Raw genomic sequence first — 14,937 nt, 5'->3', positions numbered from 1 at the left:
CGTGAAATGCCATCTCCCGCTCCATTCAATCTTAGGTTATTTCCCCGCAGATTCAGCGCGTTGAATCGGGGGCAAGGCAAAGCTATGCGAGTTCGTGGACTAAGTGGCGGAGTTGCGATGGGTCTGGCCCTGCTCGTTGCCGCGCCGGCCGACGCGCGCAAGAAGCCGCCACCACCGCCTCCCCCGGCTCCAGTCATTCCGCAGGTGAGATCCGGCGACGCGGGTGTCGACGCTTTCTATTTCTACGACCGCGCGGGTGCGCCCATTTGGCTTCGCGACGATGCCGGGCGACAGGCCGCGGCGAAGCTCGCCGAGGTCCTCGACCGTGCTCCTATCGATGGCCTGGCCGAGGGGCCCGTCCTGGCTGCGACCGTCCGAAGCGCGATCACTCGCGGAACTCTTGACGATGACGCCGCAATATCGGTCGCCTGGCTGAAATATGTGCGCGACTTGAAAGCTCCGATTGCGGGCGTCGATTATGGCGACTCCGCGCTAAAGCCGGCGATCCCGACGGCCAAAGAAGCGCTGTCGGAACTGGTCGCGTCGCCGTCGCTCCTGGCCAAGGTCGATCAGGTCTCGGCAGTGAACCCGCTCTACGCGGCGCTCCGCGACCAGGCCGTCACCGCCGGACAGGCCGCGGACCCGCGGGTCCGCGCAAGCCTCGATCGTCTGCGGCTTCTTCCGGCCACCGGCCGCGCGATCCTGGTCGATGTGGCGAGCGCCGAACTCTGGATGCTGGAGAACGGCCAGCCGGTCGACAGCATGAAGGTGGTGGTCGGCAAGACCACATCGCCAACCCCGCTGCTGGCGGGCACGATCCATTATGTGACCTTCAACCCCTACTGGCACATCCTCGACGACGTCGCGCGCCGGAAAGTCGCTCCAATCGTGATCAAGCGGGGTGTGTCCTACCTGAAGGCGGCCAAATACGACACGGTTGCAAGCTGGACCGACCCGCAGCCGGTCGACCCGGCTACAATCGACTGGAAGGCGGTCGCCGCGGGCACCGACCATGTCTTCATCCGGCAGAAGCCTGGCGTGAACAACATGATGGGTGCGATGAAGTTCAGCTTCGAAAACGCCGACGACATCTTCCTTCACGACACGCCGCACAAGGAGCTGTTCGGCAAAGCCAAGCGCACCCTGAGCCTGGGCTGCGTCCGCCTCGAACATGCGAGCCGCCTCGCGCAGTGGCTGCTTGGGCGCGACGCGGCGCCGCCCAGCGACGCGCCCGAATTGCACGTCATGGTCGACAAGGGGGTGCCGGTCTACCTGCTGTACCTGACCGCGACGGTGGCGGACGGGCAACTGGCGTTCGCCAATGACGTCTACGGGCTTGATCCCCGACCCGCGCCGACCGCGCTTGCGACGACTGAGCCAGATACGGCGAAGCCCGCGACCGACGCAGCGCAACCTATGTCCGCGACTGCGCCAGGCACCTCACACTAAGCTTCAGTCAGCCGATCCTCGACCATTCGCAACGCCGCGGCGACCGCTTCTTCCGCATTCATCTCGCTCGTATCGAGGCGAAGGGCATCTGGCGCCTGCGTGAGCGGCGCCGCCTCCCGGTTTGAATCGCGCTCGTCGCGGGAACGGATGTCGGCCAGCACGTCCTCAAACGTTGCATGCATCCCGCGCTGCTCGAGCTCTCGCATGCGGCGCTCGGCGCGAACTTCGGCTGCCGCAGTAACGAACAACTTCACGTCTGCATCGGGCGCAATGACGGTGCCGATGTCCCGCCCGTCGAGCACCGCGCCACCAGCCTGGTGCGCGAAGTCCTGCTGCCGCTTGAGCAGGACCGACCGGACTTGCGGATAGGCCGAGATGGCCGAGGCGATCCTGGACACAGGCTCGCTCCTCAGCTCCGGGTCGTCGGCGTCGAGGTTGAGCTCCTGAGCGGCCCTCACCGCTTCGAACTCGTTGCCCGGGTCTCCGCCCCAGCGCCACAGGTTCAGCGCTGCCGCGCGGTACAACAGCCCCGTATCCATGTGCGGTAGGCCATAATGCTTGGCGAGCGAGCGCGCGATCGTCCCCTTCCCGCTCGCCGCGGGTCCATCGACGGCGATGATCGTCATCGGACGGGGTCGTGCTCGCGCAGCCACGGGCGAAGGATCCCAAGCGCCTCCTCGGGCCGGTCGCTAAAGAAGCCATGGGCGGCCCCGGGAACGACGGCGAACTCGGCGCCCGGCACTCGCGCCGCAAATGCAGCCAGCGTAACCGGCCGCGCCTCGTCATATTGGCCGTCAATGAAGAGTGTGTTTTTGCCCTCCAGCCTGGCGAGAAGCGGTTCGCCGTCATAGTCCTTGAGCGCGCCGGTCGAGACGAATTCGCTCGATCCCCACATCCTGTTGTACAGGTCGCTATTGTAGCCCTTACCGCCTGCCGCCTTGTCGGCGGCATTATAGGCCTTGAGGCTGTCTCTTTCGGGCTCGCGCCGATTGAATTCCTTGTAGAAGACGTCGGTGGCCGTTTCGCACGCCGGAGTGGCCGGTCTCGGCGGCTCGCATGCCGCCAAAGCCGCCTGGACGTCCACAGGAAGCTCGGCCCGCAGCGCGTTGGCGTCGGCGATCCAGCTACGCGTCGAAATCAGCGGACTCGCCAGCACTAGCCCGGCCAGCCTCGCCGGGTGTCGCGCACCATATTCCAGCGCAACCGTCCCGCCCCAACTATGCCCAAGCACGTGCCAGCGACTGACCCCGACGGCCTGGCCTACCGCTTCCAGCTCATCGGTGAACCGGGCCACGGTCCAATTGGCGGGTTCGGTGGGATGATCCGACCGTCCGCTGCCGAGCTGGTCGTAAAGGATCACCGCGCGCTCGTCAGCAAGCGCCAGCCCCTCCATCATCGAAAGGTGCGTTCCCCCCGGCCCGCCATGCAGCATGATGATCGGTGCTCGCGGGCCGTCGAGGCGGCCATTGATGCGAACATAGACGCGCCCGCCTGGCACCGGCGCCATCAGCTCGCGATCGGGCGGAGGAAAGCCGCTCAGCCCGCGCGCCCACACAGGAACGGAGTGGACAGCGACACCCGCTGCGAGAGCGTTGCGGATGAAAGCGCGACGATGGAGTGGCGTCATTGCGAGCAAACTTCCTCAGTCACGCAGAACAACCGCCCCCTTGGCATCCGCTTTGACAGGGCCATATCCCTATGGCAAGGCGCGCGACCGAACGCTGGGCGCCGCCCGCGACCACATGATTTTTACTGGAGTTGAACCCTCATGGTGAAGCCCGAATGGGGCGCCAAGCGCACTTGCCCCAAGTGCTCGACCCGCTTTTACGATCTCGGCAAGGATGACCCGGTCCACTGCATCGAATGCGGTACGGATTTCATCCCCGAACCGGTGCTGAAGTCGAAGCAGCCGCTGACGTTTGAAGCCGCTCCGGTCGCCGCCAAGGAGCCTGTCGCGGACGCCGAGCTTGAGGCCGAGGATCTGGCCGTCGACGAGGACGCCGAAATCAGCGCCGACGAGGAAGTCGATCTCGAGACCGGGGACGACGATCTGGGCGTTGAGACGGCCGGCCAGGACGACGAAAACTAGAAACCGCGCCCGGGCGAGCGATTTCCCCTTTTCCAGACGGGGATAGTTCGCCTAGAGGCGTCCCGAAGACGTGGGGCCGTAGCTCAGCTGGGAGAGCGTCGCAATGGCATTGCGAAGGTCAGGGGTTCGATCCCCCTCGGCTCCACCAATCACCCAAAAGGGCGGCCGCTGAGCCGCCCTTTTTCTTATGGTCAGGCGAAGATGAAATCGCCGGTGTCGACGTGACTAACGCCCGTCAACGTGATCGTGAAGTCGAAGCGGCCGTCGTGATTAGTGTCCACTGAGACCACGGTACCGCTCTTGGTCGTTGCGATCTTCAAGTCGGCGCTGGTGACGCCCGCGAGCAGATGAAGGTCGACCTTGTCCGTGCCCGAGACGAAGTCGGTCACCTTGTCGTTGCCGCCACCAAGTTCGAACTGAAACTTGTCTGCGCCAAGACCTCCGGTCAGCGTGTCCGCCCCAATGCCGCCGCGAAGCGTATCATTACCTCCGAAGCCGATGAGCTTGTCGCTCGCGGCCAGGCCGTAGAGGAAGTTGTCGCCATCGTTGCCGGTCAGCGTGTTCGCAAGAGCGTTGCCCGTAAGATCGATCGACGCACTGCCGTCCAGAACTCCATTCTCCACATTTGGGCCGAGCGTGTAGCCGATCGTCGTGTGGACTGTGTCGGTGCCCTGGCCCGAAAGGTCCGTCACGACGTCCCCGGCATTGTCGACATAATAAGTGTCGCCCCCCGCGCCGCCGTTCATCGTGTCGGCGCCAGCGCCCCCGTCGAGCTTGTCGTTTCCGGCGAGGCCATTGAGCGTGTCGTCGCCAGCGCCGCCCGTTAGGATGTCGGCGGAGCGCGTCCCGTTAATCACTACCGGCGGCGGCGCCGGGCCAAACCGCAGCGCGGCCTGGACGGTTGCAACATCCGTGTCTTGGAAGGTGATACCATCCGTCGCCGACAAGGTAACGACGACGTCCGAGCCAAGCTGGTCAATCGTCTGCACCGAATCGTAGTCAATTATCCGAGCGATATCGCCGGCCGCGAAATCGGTAACCACGTCCTGGCCATCGCCACTCGCGAACAGGAACGTGTCATTGCCCGCGCCGCCGGTCAGCGTGTCGTCGCCGGCATTGCCCTGCAGGCTATCGTTGCCCGCGTTCCCGAACAGTTGGTTTGCAACGTCGTTGCCGACCAGCGTGTCATTACCGCTGCCGCCGACCGCGTTTTCGATCGTCACGCCGCGGGCGATCATCAAATTCCCGACCAGCCCCATGACGTTGGAAAAGGTCTCGGGATTGAGGTCGATGCGCTGGTTGGCCGAGCTGCTGTGGTAATCGATCGTATCGTTGCCACCACCATCGAAGATCGTCAGAGCGGCACTGGGATTAAGGGACGGGTCGTAGACCGGCTTTCCGGCGTTGGTCCCGAAGCCGTAAATTGTATCCCCGGTTCGGGTTGTCGTCGACAGGCCGTAAAGCGCCTGCATCGCGACGATGTCGCCTTCCATCGGAGTCAGGACGAACTCGGTCGTGAACCCTTGCGATTTGAAGTAACTGTTCTCGCCCTGGCTGAAGTACGACATGACCGTGGTCGACCAGGCGTCGTTCAAATAGAGCGCGTCGGACGAATAATTGGCCGACCCGTTGTAATTTCCGGCGTGCCCGAGACCGAGTGCGTGGCCGATCTCGTGGATGTAGGTCTGGAAGGAATAACTATAGAGCGACGTTCCGTAGCTCTGAAGCCAATTGGTCGAGACATTCACGAACGACGATGAAATCAGGTGGTTCGAATAGTCGGTCGATGCGTAGGCGCCGCTGTCGCTGTCGTCGAAGACAATCTGCCCGCCGGTCAGCACCTCGGAAAAGTTGATGCCGATGATGTCGGTCCATTCGGCCAACGCCGCCCTGGCCAGCGTCATTCCGGCGCTCGTCAGCGCCGTCAGGTTTACCGTGATCGTCCCGCCCTGGGTGACGTCCCAGCGGTGCCAGTCACCGCCGTAAAACCCATTGACCAGCTGGTCGGCAATCTGGTCATAGCTATAGACCAAGCTCGGCGCGCTAAGCTGCTGTACCCCGCCGTCACGCATTTACTGTTCCCCCGTCTGGCCTTTGCTGGAGTTCGAGACCTCGGCCGCCATCGCCGCTGCCAGCATCTCGATCGCGCGGCGGTTGAGCGTCCGATCGGCGACGTCGACGACATGCTCTGGCAATTGCCTGCCGCCTAGTGATGCGACCGCGGCGATCCTGTGATCCGACACGACGCGAACCTGAACCGACAGCTGCGACGCACTGATGCCCGCGCGTTGCAGCGCTGGACGAGTGGCTTCAGTAATGGCGGCGCAGACCGCGTCGGGCCCGCCAATTTCCGCTGGCAGGTTCGCGGCCTGTTGGACGCTGCACCCAATCGTTTCCGCTCGTGTCGAAGCCATCGTGCAGACACTCCCGCAAACGCCGGCGATCAACATCCAAATACGCACGCATCGCCCCAACAGACCGACCTCCGTCGGACCCGAACAGACTCGAGCCTCCACCGAGCTTCGAGCCTGACCTTACCGCGTTACGGCCCGAGATTAAACCTGCGCTCAGGCGAAGATGAAGTCGCCCGCGTCGACATGGCTGACGCCGGTCAGCGTAATAGTGAAGTCGGCGCGGCCGTCATGGGTAGTATCGACCGAGATGATGGTGTTCCCGTTGTTGAGCGCGGTCTTGATGTCGGCGCTCGAAACCCCGCTCAGCAAGTGAAGGTCGATCTTGTCGACCCCCGACACGAAATCGGTGACCTTGTCGTTGTTGCCGCCAGCTTCGAACACGAACAGGTCTGCGCCAGCGCCGCCGGTCAGCGTGTCGGCCCCAGCCCCGCCGCGAAGAACGTCGTTGCCGTCCCCGCCAAGCAGCTTGTCTGACCCTGCAAGGCCGAGGATCGTATCGTTGCCGCCGAGGCCATTGATCGTGTCGCCTCGCGTGGTACCGGTCAGCGTGTCGTCGCCCTCGCTCGGGCCCCCGGGCGTTCCCCCACCGCCACCGGTTCCGCCGCCGGTGCCGGTGTCGAACTGGATGCCGGCCTGGACGGTTGCGACGTCGGTGTTCTGAAGGGTGATTGTGTCCGATCGCGCCAACGTAATGATGACGTTGCTTCCGGACTGAACTATCGACTGCGCCGCGGTGTACCCGGAGATGGTCAGCGTATCGCCGGACGAGAAATCGGTGATGACGTCCTTGCCGCCACCTTTGCCGAACAGGAAGCTGTCGTTGCCAGAGCCGCCGGTCAGTGTATCGGCGCCCGCGCCACCGTTGAGGGTGTCGTCGCCTGCACCGCCGAGCAGAGTATCGACCCCGCCCATGCCCTTCAGCACATTGTTGGCCGGATTGCCCTGCAGGGTCTGGCCAAACTCATTGCCGGTGAGGTTGATGGGCGACGCGGGGCCGCCGACAGCCGCCCCGGCGTATGGGTCGTAATAGGCGGTGAGGACTTCCACTTGGACCCGAGCGCCTAGGGTGTAATCGACCTGTGCCAGAACTTGATCGATTCCCCCGCGCGAGCCTTCGACAATGATGTCGTTCGCGTTCTCGACGAAGTAGGTGTCGTTGCCGGCTCCCCCATTCATCGTGTCCGCTCCGGCCTCTCCGATCAGCGTGTCGTTGCCGGCAAGGCCGTTCAACCTGTCATTGCCGTCGCCCCCGCGGAGCAGGTCATCGCCACTGGTGCCGGTCACGGAAACCGGCTGTGGAGGGACGAATTGAAGGCTGGCCTGGACTGTTGCGAGGTCGGCATTCTGAAACGTGATTTGGTCCGAGCTCGACAAGGCCACCACCACATCAGAGCCTAGTTGGGTGATCGACACCGCCGCGACATAGCCGTCGATCTTGACCAATTCTCCAGCGGAGAGATCTGTTACGATGTCCTGACCGTCGTCTTTGGCGAACAGGAACGTGTCCTTACCCTCGCCGCCGGTAAGCGTATCGTTGCCCCATCCCCCGCGAAACGTGTCATTCCCACTGGCGCCGTTCAGAATGTTGCTGCGGTAATCTCCGCCCAGGGTATCACCGTAGGCTGAGCCGGTAACATTTTCGACGTTAAGAAAAGAGTCGCCACCGGCGCCCGTTCCCCATTCGAGGTCTACCGAAACACCGCTCGTCGCGTTGCGGTAATCAACCGTGTCGCTGCCATCGCCACCGCTGAAGGCATCGATGCCCGGCCCGCTGATCAACGTATCGTCGCCGTTACCGCCCTCGATACCATGAAAGCCATCGCCAGCAATGACGACGTCATCGCCATCGCCCCCATGAATGTTTGGGGTGTCGCCGTTCAAATGGAAGACATCGTTCCCACCCTCACCGTCAACGCTGACATTGGTCGACACGGTTATCGTGTCGGCAAAGTCCGTGCCGCCAACAAACTGTAAGTTTTCGATGTTCTGAATGATTGCGCCGCCGATGATAGTTCCAGCGAGAACGGAAGTGGTATCAAGAGAAACCCCGGCGGGCGCCGTGATCAGACTTAAGTATAATGTGTCGTTGCCAGTGCCACCATCGACATCATCGCCGTAACCAGCGTTGAGGTAGTCATCCCCGGCGCCACCGATCAACGTGTCGTGCGCTCCGTCGGTGTCCTTGACATCCGAATTCGAAAGCCCCTCGGCACTATATGAATAGAGCGAATCGTTGCCCGCTCCGCCATCGATGACATCCGCTCCAAGACGCCCTTCGATCCAATCACCACCGCTACCGCCATTCAAATGGTCATTATTTGCCGTGCCGTAGATCGACTGACCGAACGGGAGGGCCGCGAAATACGTTCCGGCTCGTACGGTCGCCACGTCGGTATTCAACAACGTAATCTGGTCGGTGCCGGACAACACGAGCACAACATCGCCCCCGACCTGGGTAATCGATTGGGGCCGAAGATAGTCTGCTACCTCGATCAGATCGCCCGCCGAGAAATCGGTAATCACGTCTTTCCCGTCGCCAGCCCCGAAACGGAATGTATCGTCGCCCCCGCCGCCCGACAGTGCGTCGTCGCCAATTCCGCCCCAGAATAAGTCGCGGATCGTACTGCCGATGATAGTGTCGTTGCCGGCGTCGCCGCTGATGAAGTTCGTATAAGACGTGATTGCAACGTGGATGGTGTCATCTCCGGCACCTCCATGAATGGTTCCGGCTCCGAAGATTACATCGTCACCGTCGCCGCCATCCGCGCGCGCGCTCAAGTTGGCCGGAACATAAAGAGTGTCGTTGCCGTCGCCTCCGTCGACTTCCTGGAGGTACTGGCTGCCGCGCCCATCGACGATGTCATTCCCATCGCCGCCGTCGAGCAACGTGGTCGAATAGCCTGCAATCAGGATGTCATCGCCACCCATCCCAAGGAGCACGGTCTGTCCGCCGCCGGCGCTCTTGATGTAATCGTCGTAATTACTGCCTTGAATCCAGTTGATTTTTTCTATGCCGGTGATGGTGCCGCCGCCAACAACCAGCGCGCCGAGACTGAAGTCGGCCGTTACGCCGCTGCTCGCCCCTTGAAAGCTGATGAATAGCTGATCGCCGTAACTGCCCTCGCCACCATCGACATTGTCGCCGTATCCGGCGAAGATCGTGTCATCTCCGCCGCCGCCGATCAGCGTGTCGACCTCACTTCCAGTGTCGAGCTCAGGCGCTTGAAACGGAATATAATAATAGGGAGCGCGATAGTCGGGCGACGCATAAGCGCTATAGATCGTGTCCGCGCCCTCACCGCCGTCGATCGTATCCGAGCCAGTGCCGCCAATGATGGTGTCGTTTCCATCCAGGCCATGAATGGTGTCCTGATCGTCCGTCCCATTCAGCGTGTCGTCACCGTTGGTGCCGTTAATCGTCGCCACAAAATTCCCCCAGCCCTACTAAAACTCATCTGCCCGAGCAGACTTGCGGCTGAAGAAACTCCGCGGCCGGCCCCCGGGCTCGGCATGCCCAGATCAATCCGGCTTGTCGGAAACCCACCCCCGAAGCCTTGTTCCGCGGACAAGTCCGCGACACGCTTCAAGGCCTATCCATCGATAATGCCGTCCGCAAGCCAGATTCATAGTAAATGCAACGGTGTAGCTGCTGCGCAACAACCGTGCCGGGAAGCCGCTAGGCGATCTTCCGGCCGCGCTTCATCGGCGCGCGGGGTGCCGGCCTCAGCGCCGCATTGCGGATACAATTGTCGAACCCGACCCAATCGACCCGGTTGCGTTTCCTGGCCGCGTTGCGATTGCATTGCTGGACGCGCCAGGCGGCCGGCTGCTTCTTGCTGACATAGAACAGCGCGCGCTTCATCGCGTGATGCTGCTTGGCCATGCAGCCCTTCTGCCACTGGCAATTGAGGCCGATGTTCAGGGTGACGGGGTCGTGCAGGGGCGCGGCCGGCACCGGCGGCGCCAGGAAGAGCAAAACGGGCAAGATCGCAAACTGTCGCATTCGGCTCACTCGATCCACTTATCGAGTATTCCTTTAAAAGCCGGAAATGACAAACGGTTGCAGTTGACGCCGACCGCTTCACGCAAAAGAAAAGCGGCGGCGCCTCTCGGCACCGCCGCCTCTCAAGCAACTGCGACCGTTCTTAGAGAACGTTCGAAACGTTATTGAACGTCGAGTTGAGCTTGGTGCCGATGCCCTGCATCGCGCCAATTGCTGCAACCGCAATGAGAGCGGCGATCAGACCATATTCGATGGCGGTCGCGCCCTCGGCGTTCTTCAGAAGCTTAATAAACTTGGCCATCTCTGGTCTCCCATCAGCCATTCGCAACGCGAACCCGACCCGTGCACAACCGCACAAGTTGAGGGTGAAATTAGGCTTGGGTGGTTTAAAAAGGCTTAAAATGTCGAACGCCGGACATAACTTTTAATAATTATCTTTCGGTGTGTTCGAGCGCGCCGCCCAGATCCCTTGCCAGTTCGCGCAAGCGCTTGGTGGCATTGCTCCACTCGGGCGGCAGCGGGCTCTTCAAATCGCCGTCTTCCGGCCGCGGGCGCTGCGGGCGCGGGCCGAACGGCAGCGGCGGTCCGCGCCGGCCGTCGATCGCCAGCGCCGAGCTCATGAAACTGCGCCAGATCTGCGCCGGTATCGTCCCGCCGGTTATGTGGCCCAATGAGCCGTAATCGTCGCGGCCGACCCACACGCCGACCACCAGGTCGCCGGCAAAGCCGACGAACAGAGCGTCGCGATTGTCCTGCGTGGTCCCGGTCTTGCCGAAGGTCGGCGTGGCGAGCGCCGCGCGCCGTCCCGTCCCCTCGTTGGCGGCGGCGTAAAGCAGGTCGAGCATGGGCGCCCAGTCGCGTTGCCGGGCCAGGGTCCCGTCGCGCTGGAAGAAAGCAGCGATACCTTCTGCGGGCTGATCTTCGGGCAAGCCACGTGTGTGAACCGGATAGCGTCCGCTCGCGACGGCGGCATAAGCGGACGTCAGTTCCAGCAGGCTGACCCCAGCTGTCCCCAGCGCCAGGCTCGGCTTGTCGGGCAAGGGTGTGGTGATTCCCAAGTCGCGCGCCGCCCGCATCACATTGCTGCGCCCGACTGCTTCCGAAAGGCGGACGCTCGCCGCGTTGCTCGAACGGGCGAATGCTTCGCGAAGCGTGATCTGCCCGCGATAGACCCCATCACTATTGACCGGAGTCCAGCCGCTGATGGTGATCGGCTCGTCCTCGATCAAACTGTCCGGCGTCCACCCGGACCGAAGCGCGGCAAGATAGACGAACAGCTTGAACGCCGATCCCGGTTGGCGGCGGGCCTGGGTCACCCGGTTGAAAGACGACTTCGCATAGTCCTTGCCGCCGACCATCGCCACGACGCGACCATCCGGACGCATGGCCACGAGTGCAACCTGCGCACCGCCGACCGACGCTCGATTGACTGCGCGTACCGCGATCCGCTGCAGGTTGGAATCGAGCGTGGTCGTGACCTTGATCTCCCCAAAATCGGGCGGCTGCGCGGCCTGTGCGTATGGCGTGACCCAGTCGGCGAAGTAGGAGCCGGTCGGCACTTTGGAGCTTTGTCCGCTGGCGCGCGCCACGCGTGTGGAGGCGGCTCGCGAGGCGCTGATCACACCTGTATCCGCCATGGCCTTGAGCACGAGCCGGCTGCGCTTCTGGGCGAGCGCGAGATTGTGCGTCGGGGCCAGCCGCGACGGCGCCTGGACCATCCCCGCGAGCATCGCCGATTGTGCGAGGTTCAGGTTTTCCGGGTCGCGGCGGAAATAATGATGAGACGCGGCGCGCAGCCCATACACGCCGTCGCCGAAGTAAACGCTCGAAAGGTAGCGCGACAGGATCTCCTGCTTGGTCAGCCAGCCTTCCAGCCAGAAGGCAATGATCACCTCCTGCGCCTTGCGTTTGATTGTGCGGTCTCCTGACAGGAAGTTGGTCTTGGCCAGCTGTTGGGTGATCGTGCTGCCGCCCTGCCGTACCCCGCCCCCGCGAAGATTGGCGACGAACGCCCGGCCGATGCCTCGCGGGTCGATGCCCCAATGGCGATAGAAGCGGCGATCCTCGATTGCGACGAACGCGGCGGGCGTCAGCGGATTGAGCTTGTCGACATCGACCGGCGCTTCCTTGACCGCGCCGCGCCGGGCGATGGCGTGGCCGTCATCGGAGAGGAGCAGGAGCGCCGGGTCCTGAAGTGGCTCGAGCGCCCGCGACAACGGAGCCGTCAGGACGAGCCAGACCAAAGTCAGGAACAGCAGGCCCGCAACAGAATAGAGATAGATCGGCCAGCGCCGGCGCTTCTTCGGTGGCGCGGGCTCTGCGTCGGCGGGTTGCGGTGCTTCGGCGAATGGGTCTGGGAGCACCTCGACGGGTGTTCCGCCGCGTTGCCACGGCCCGACGGCATCGCCTTCATCCAAAGTATCGCGCGGAATCGCCACTGCCTTAGTTCAGTAAAACACTTGGCACGACATATCCAGACGCTTGCTGAATGGGGTGTTGCGGCTAAATCGGGAAATGATGCGGCGCCTGCTCCCCCTGCTGCTTGCACTTGCACTAACACCCGCGGCCTGCCGGCAGCAGCCACAGGGCGAGGTCAAGGTTGTTGTTGTCGGTAGCGAGCCAAAGCTCCAGGACCCCGCTACCGGGCCGCTTTCAACGTCCGATGCAGTGCTGCTTCAAAATGCCGCGCAGGGCCTCGTCACCTTCGATGCTGCCGGCAACATCGTTCCGGGATTGGCGGAACGATGGAACGTCAGCGACGACGGGTTGAGCTACATCTTCCGGATTGCGTCGACCCAATGGCCCGACGGCCGGAAGATCACCGCGCAGCAAGTGGCGAAGCTGCTCAAGCGACAACTCGCCGCGCGAAGCAAAAACGCCCTGAAGGATACGCTTGGCGCGGTCCAGGACGTGGTCGCGATGACCGACCGTGTGATCGAGATTCAGTTGATTGCCCCCCGCCCCAATCTCCTGCCGCTGCTTGCCCAGCCCGAGCTCGCCATAATGCGCGATGGACACGGCACCGGCCCCTTTCGCGTCGGGTCCGTTGCCAGCGATAATTCTAAGCTCAGCCTGTCCCGCGACATCGTTTCAGGGGACGATGCGGATATCGAACATGAGGAGGTCTTGCTGGCGGGTGCAAACGCTGACGCCGCAGTGCGCGCCTTCGCGGCCGGGGACACGGACCTTGTGCTTGGTGGAGGCTTTGCCGACCTCCCGATCGCCCAGCGGGTCAAGCTGCCTCGAGGCAGCCTCCGCTTCGACCCGGCGTCGGGCCTGTTTGGTCTCATTCCTTTGCGCCATGGCGGCCCGCTCGATGATCCGGAGCTTCGCGGCCTCCTCAGCCAGGCGATCGACCGTGACCGCTTTATTGCCGCCCTCGGCGTCCCGAACCTTGCCGCGCGCGCCACGCTGCTCGAGCCCGGCCTGGACGGCATGACAGCACCGGTTGCGCCGGCGTGGGCCGGGACGCCCCTTTCCGAACGGCTCCAGTCCATACAGGCACGGGTCGCCACAATGTTCGGGAAGGTCGATCGGCCGCCGATCCGGGTTGCTCTTCCTGATGGACCCGGCGCCGATTTGCTGCTCCGCGAACTTACGCTCGATTGGGGGGCGCTTGGCTTCACCGTCGAACGCGCGCCGAGCCCCGCAGCCGCCGACTTTGCTTTGATCGATGAAGTGGCGCCCTCGACGTCGAGCGCATGGTTCGTGCGCCGTCTGCGGTGCCGCGTGGCGCCGGTGTGCGACCCCGCCCTCGATGAACTGCTCGAATCCGCGCGTAATGCGGCCGCGCCGGCCCAGCGCTACGCCTTGCTAGGCCAGGTCGCGGCCAAAATAGACGAGCAGCAGCTCTTCATCCCGATCACGGCGCCGATCCGCTGGTCCTTGGTGTCGAAGCGCATTCAGGGCTTCGCCGGGAACCGCTACGCGCGTCACACGCTGACCGACCTGGAGCAACGGCCGGGCAGCGGAGACTGAAGGTGCTGGACAAGAACAAGCTGCCATTCCCGACTGGTGCGGATCCCCACTCCGTTCGCCAGCGCGTCGAAGCGATGGAAAAGTTGCTTGAGCGCGTGTTCGTCATCCCGGGCCTCAACCGGCCGATCGGCCTCGATGTGATCCTCGACCTCGTTCCTGGAGTTGGCGACGTCGCGGGCGCGGCGCTCGGCAGCTACATGGTGTGGGAGGCGCGCAACCTCGGCATGTCGAAGTGGCAGATGACGCGCATGGCCGGCAATGTCGGTTTCGACTTCCTGCTTGGGCTGATCCCCTGGGTCGGCGCGATCCCCGACTTCTTCTTCCGCTCGAACACCCGCAACCTGCGGATCATCAAGCGCCATCTCGACAAGCATCACGCGGAAACGGCGACAATCGCGGCGGAGACGCGTCGCGTTCCCTGATCAACCGCGCTCGGCGCGCCCCGGCCCAACCCAGCGGCCATCGATGTTGCCGGCGGGCGAGTAGCGGCAGACGAGGTAATCCGTGCGGCCGTTGGACGCGAGCGCGCACCCAATCCGCGTCGTCGTCGGCCAGATCAGCTGGCTGTAGTGACCGATATCGATCCAGTTCCCGGAGCGGGCATTGTTCGGGAACACCCCCGGCATGAACATACGCTTTTCCGATAGCCAGCCGCCGACCATCGCCTCCGGAGAGTAAGCGCCGTGAGTCCCCATCCAGAGGTTTTCTCCGATCCCGCGGCGCGCCTTGCGGTCGGAATGCTCGAACCGGTTGGTCAGCGCGAGCTGCTGCGCCCAGGCAGCTGCTCCGGTGCCGAGATCATTGTCCCAAACCAACTGGGGTACGCCCAACGCGGCTCGCTCGCGATTGTGAGCAGCGAGGATCCTCGCCGGGAACTGGGCTGCAAAATTCTGCGCCGCGGCCGCAGAACCAACCAGGCAGAGCAGCAGCGCAGCAGCTATTCGACGAGCCATTTTTGTTCCCCCTCAGCCGGAAGCTAAAAGAGGATCTTGGGATCGTCTAGC

13 protein-coding genes and 1 tRNA gene are annotated in these 14,937 nt (G+C 63.3%); 5 read left to right on the top strand and 9 right to left on the bottom strand.

Annotation, left to right across the window (positions count from 1 at the left end; genetic code table 11):
• Nucleotides 1-117: 117 nt before the first annotated feature.
• Entirely contained in the window at nt 118-1,449 is a 1,332-nt protein-coding gene (locus tag AC4K8G_RS11825) for a L,D-transpeptidase family protein (protein ID WP_491734343.1), read from the top strand.
• On the opposite strand, the gene cmk is transcribed toward AC4K8G_RS11825, so the two are convergent.
• Both cmk and AC4K8G_RS11815 read right to left on the bottom strand, forming a co-directional pair.
• Nucleotides 1,446-2,075 carry a (d)CMP kinase gene (cmk, locus tag AC4K8G_RS11820; protein ID WP_491734342.1) on the bottom strand — a complete coding sequence of 210 codons (630 nt, stop codon included), beginning with the start codon at nt 2,073-2,075 and terminating at the stop codon, nt 1,446-1,448. The two genes, AC4K8G_RS11825 and cmk, sit on opposite strands and share 4 nt — an antisense overlap.
• Nucleotides 2,072-3,076, bottom strand: a complete 1,005-nt coding sequence (locus tag AC4K8G_RS11815; RefSeq protein ID WP_491734341.1) for a proline iminopeptidase-family hydrolase — start codon at nt 3,074-3,076, stop codon at nt 2,072-2,074. The genes cmk and AC4K8G_RS11815 overlap by 4 nt, the downstream gene beginning before the upstream one ends.
• A 141-nt stretch (nt 3,077-3,217) precedes the next feature.
• On the opposite strand from AC4K8G_RS11815, the gene AC4K8G_RS11810 reads away from it, so the two are divergent.
• Complete coding sequence (locus AC4K8G_RS11810; protein ID WP_491734340.1) at nt 3,218-3,538, top strand: TIGR02300 family protein; 321 nt, start codon at nt 3,218-3,220, stop codon at nt 3,536-3,538.
• Between the two features lie 72 nt (nt 3,539-3,610).
• Nucleotides 3,611-3,686 (top strand) — tRNA-Ala (locus tag AC4K8G_RS11805).
• A 43-nt stretch (nt 3,687-3,729) separates the two neighbouring features.
• Here AC4K8G_RS11805 and AC4K8G_RS11800 read toward each other — a convergent pair.
• The 6 genes from AC4K8G_RS11800 to AC4K8G_RS11775 all read right to left on the bottom strand — a co-directional run bounded on the left by AC4K8G_RS11800 (nt 3,730) and on the right by AC4K8G_RS11775 (nt 12,393).
• The gene (locus AC4K8G_RS11800) at nt 3,730-5,610 is read right to left on the bottom strand and encodes a M10 family metallopeptidase C-terminal domain-containing protein (protein ID WP_491734339.1); all 1,881 of its coding nucleotides are present in this window, start codon (nt 5,608-5,610) and stop codon (nt 3,730-3,732) included.
• Nucleotides 5,611-5,952, bottom strand: coding sequence for a hypothetical protein (locus tag AC4K8G_RS11795; RefSeq protein ID WP_491734338.1), 342 nt, complete (start codon nt 5,950-5,952; stop codon nt 5,611-5,613).
• A gap of 153 nt (nt 5,953-6,105) precedes the next feature.
• A complete protein-coding gene (locus tag AC4K8G_RS11790; RefSeq protein ID WP_491734337.1) occupies nt 6,106-9,378 on the bottom strand; it encodes a hypothetical protein in 3,273 nt (1,090 codons plus the stop codon).
• A 250-nt stretch (nt 9,379-9,628) separates the two neighbouring features.
• On the bottom strand, nt 9,629-9,955 hold the full coding sequence (locus AC4K8G_RS11785; RefSeq protein WP_491734336.1) for a hypothetical protein: 327 nt from the start codon (nt 9,953-9,955) through the stop codon (nt 9,629-9,631).
• 142 nt (nt 9,956-10,097) lie between these two features.
• Nucleotides 10,098-10,256, bottom strand: coding sequence for a Flp family type IVb pilin (locus AC4K8G_RS11780; protein ID WP_491734335.1), 159 nt, complete (start codon nt 10,254-10,256; stop codon nt 10,098-10,100).
• 130 nt (nt 10,257-10,386) lie between these two features.
• Nucleotides 10,387-12,393, bottom strand: a complete 2,007-nt coding sequence (locus AC4K8G_RS11775) for a transglycosylase domain-containing protein (RefSeq protein ID WP_491734334.1) — start codon at nt 12,391-12,393, stop codon at nt 10,387-10,389.
• A 76-nt stretch (nt 12,394-12,469) separates the two neighbouring features.
• Between AC4K8G_RS11775 and AC4K8G_RS11770 the strand changes: the two genes are divergently transcribed.
• Nucleotides 12,470-13,933 (top strand): ABC transporter substrate-binding protein, encoded by a 1,464-nt coding sequence (locus tag AC4K8G_RS11770; protein WP_491734333.1) that lies wholly within the window; start codon nt 12,470-12,472, stop codon nt 13,931-13,933.
• A 2-nt stretch (nt 13,934-13,935) separates the two neighbouring features.
• Nucleotides 13,936-14,355 carry a DUF4112 domain-containing protein gene (locus AC4K8G_RS11765; protein ID WP_491734332.1) on the top strand — a complete coding sequence of 140 codons (420 nt, stop codon included), beginning with the start codon at nt 13,936-13,938 and terminating at the stop codon, nt 14,353-14,355.
• Here AC4K8G_RS11765 and AC4K8G_RS11760 read toward each other — a convergent pair whose 3' ends face one another.
• Nucleotides 14,356-14,886 (bottom strand): CAP domain-containing protein, encoded by a 531-nt coding sequence (locus AC4K8G_RS11760; RefSeq protein WP_491734331.1) that lies wholly within the window; start codon nt 14,884-14,886, stop codon nt 14,356-14,358.
• Nucleotides 14,887-14,937: the final 51 nt, after the last annotated feature.

It is taken from the genome of Sphingomonas sp. SP3 (assembly GCF_058514305.1).
This window is presented reverse-complemented; position numbering and strand designations above follow the sequence as displayed.

Coding starts and splice junctions, on each gene's coding strand:
- AC4K8G_RS11825 (WP_491734343.1), top strand. CDS start 118: ATGGGTCTGGCCCTGCTCGTTGCCGCGCCGGCCGACGCGCGCAAGAAG.
- cmk (WP_491734342.1), bottom strand. CDS start 2,075: ATGACGATCATCGCCGTCGATGGACCCGCGGCGAGCGGGAAGGGGACG.
- AC4K8G_RS11815 (WP_491734341.1), bottom strand. CDS start 3,076: ATGACGCCACTCCATCGTCGCGCTTTCATCCGCAACGCTCTCGCAGCG.
- AC4K8G_RS11810 (WP_491734340.1), top strand. CDS start 3,218: ATGGTGAAGCCCGAATGGGGCGCCAAGCGCACTTGCCCCAAGTGCTCG.
- AC4K8G_RS11800 (WP_491734339.1), bottom strand. CDS start 5,610: ATGCGTGACGGCGGGGTACAGCAGCTTAGCGCGCCGAGCTTGGTCTAT.
- AC4K8G_RS11795 (WP_491734338.1), bottom strand. CDS start 5,952: ATGGCTTCGACACGAGCGGAAACGATTGGGTGCAGCGTCCAACAGGCC.
- AC4K8G_RS11785 (WP_491734336.1), bottom strand. CDS start 9,955: ATGCGACAGTTTGCGATCTTGCCCGTTTTGCTCTTCCTGGCGCCGCCG.
- AC4K8G_RS11780 (WP_491734335.1), bottom strand. CDS start 10,256: ATGGCCAAGTTTATTAAGCTTCTGAAGAACGCCGAGGGCGCGACCGCC.
- AC4K8G_RS11770 (WP_491734333.1), top strand. CDS start 12,470: ATGATGCGGCGCCTGCTCCCCCTGCTGCTTGCACTTGCACTAACACCC.
- AC4K8G_RS11760 (WP_491734331.1), bottom strand. CDS start 14,886: ATGGCTCGTCGAATAGCTGCTGCGCTGCTGCTCTGCCTGGTTGGTTCT.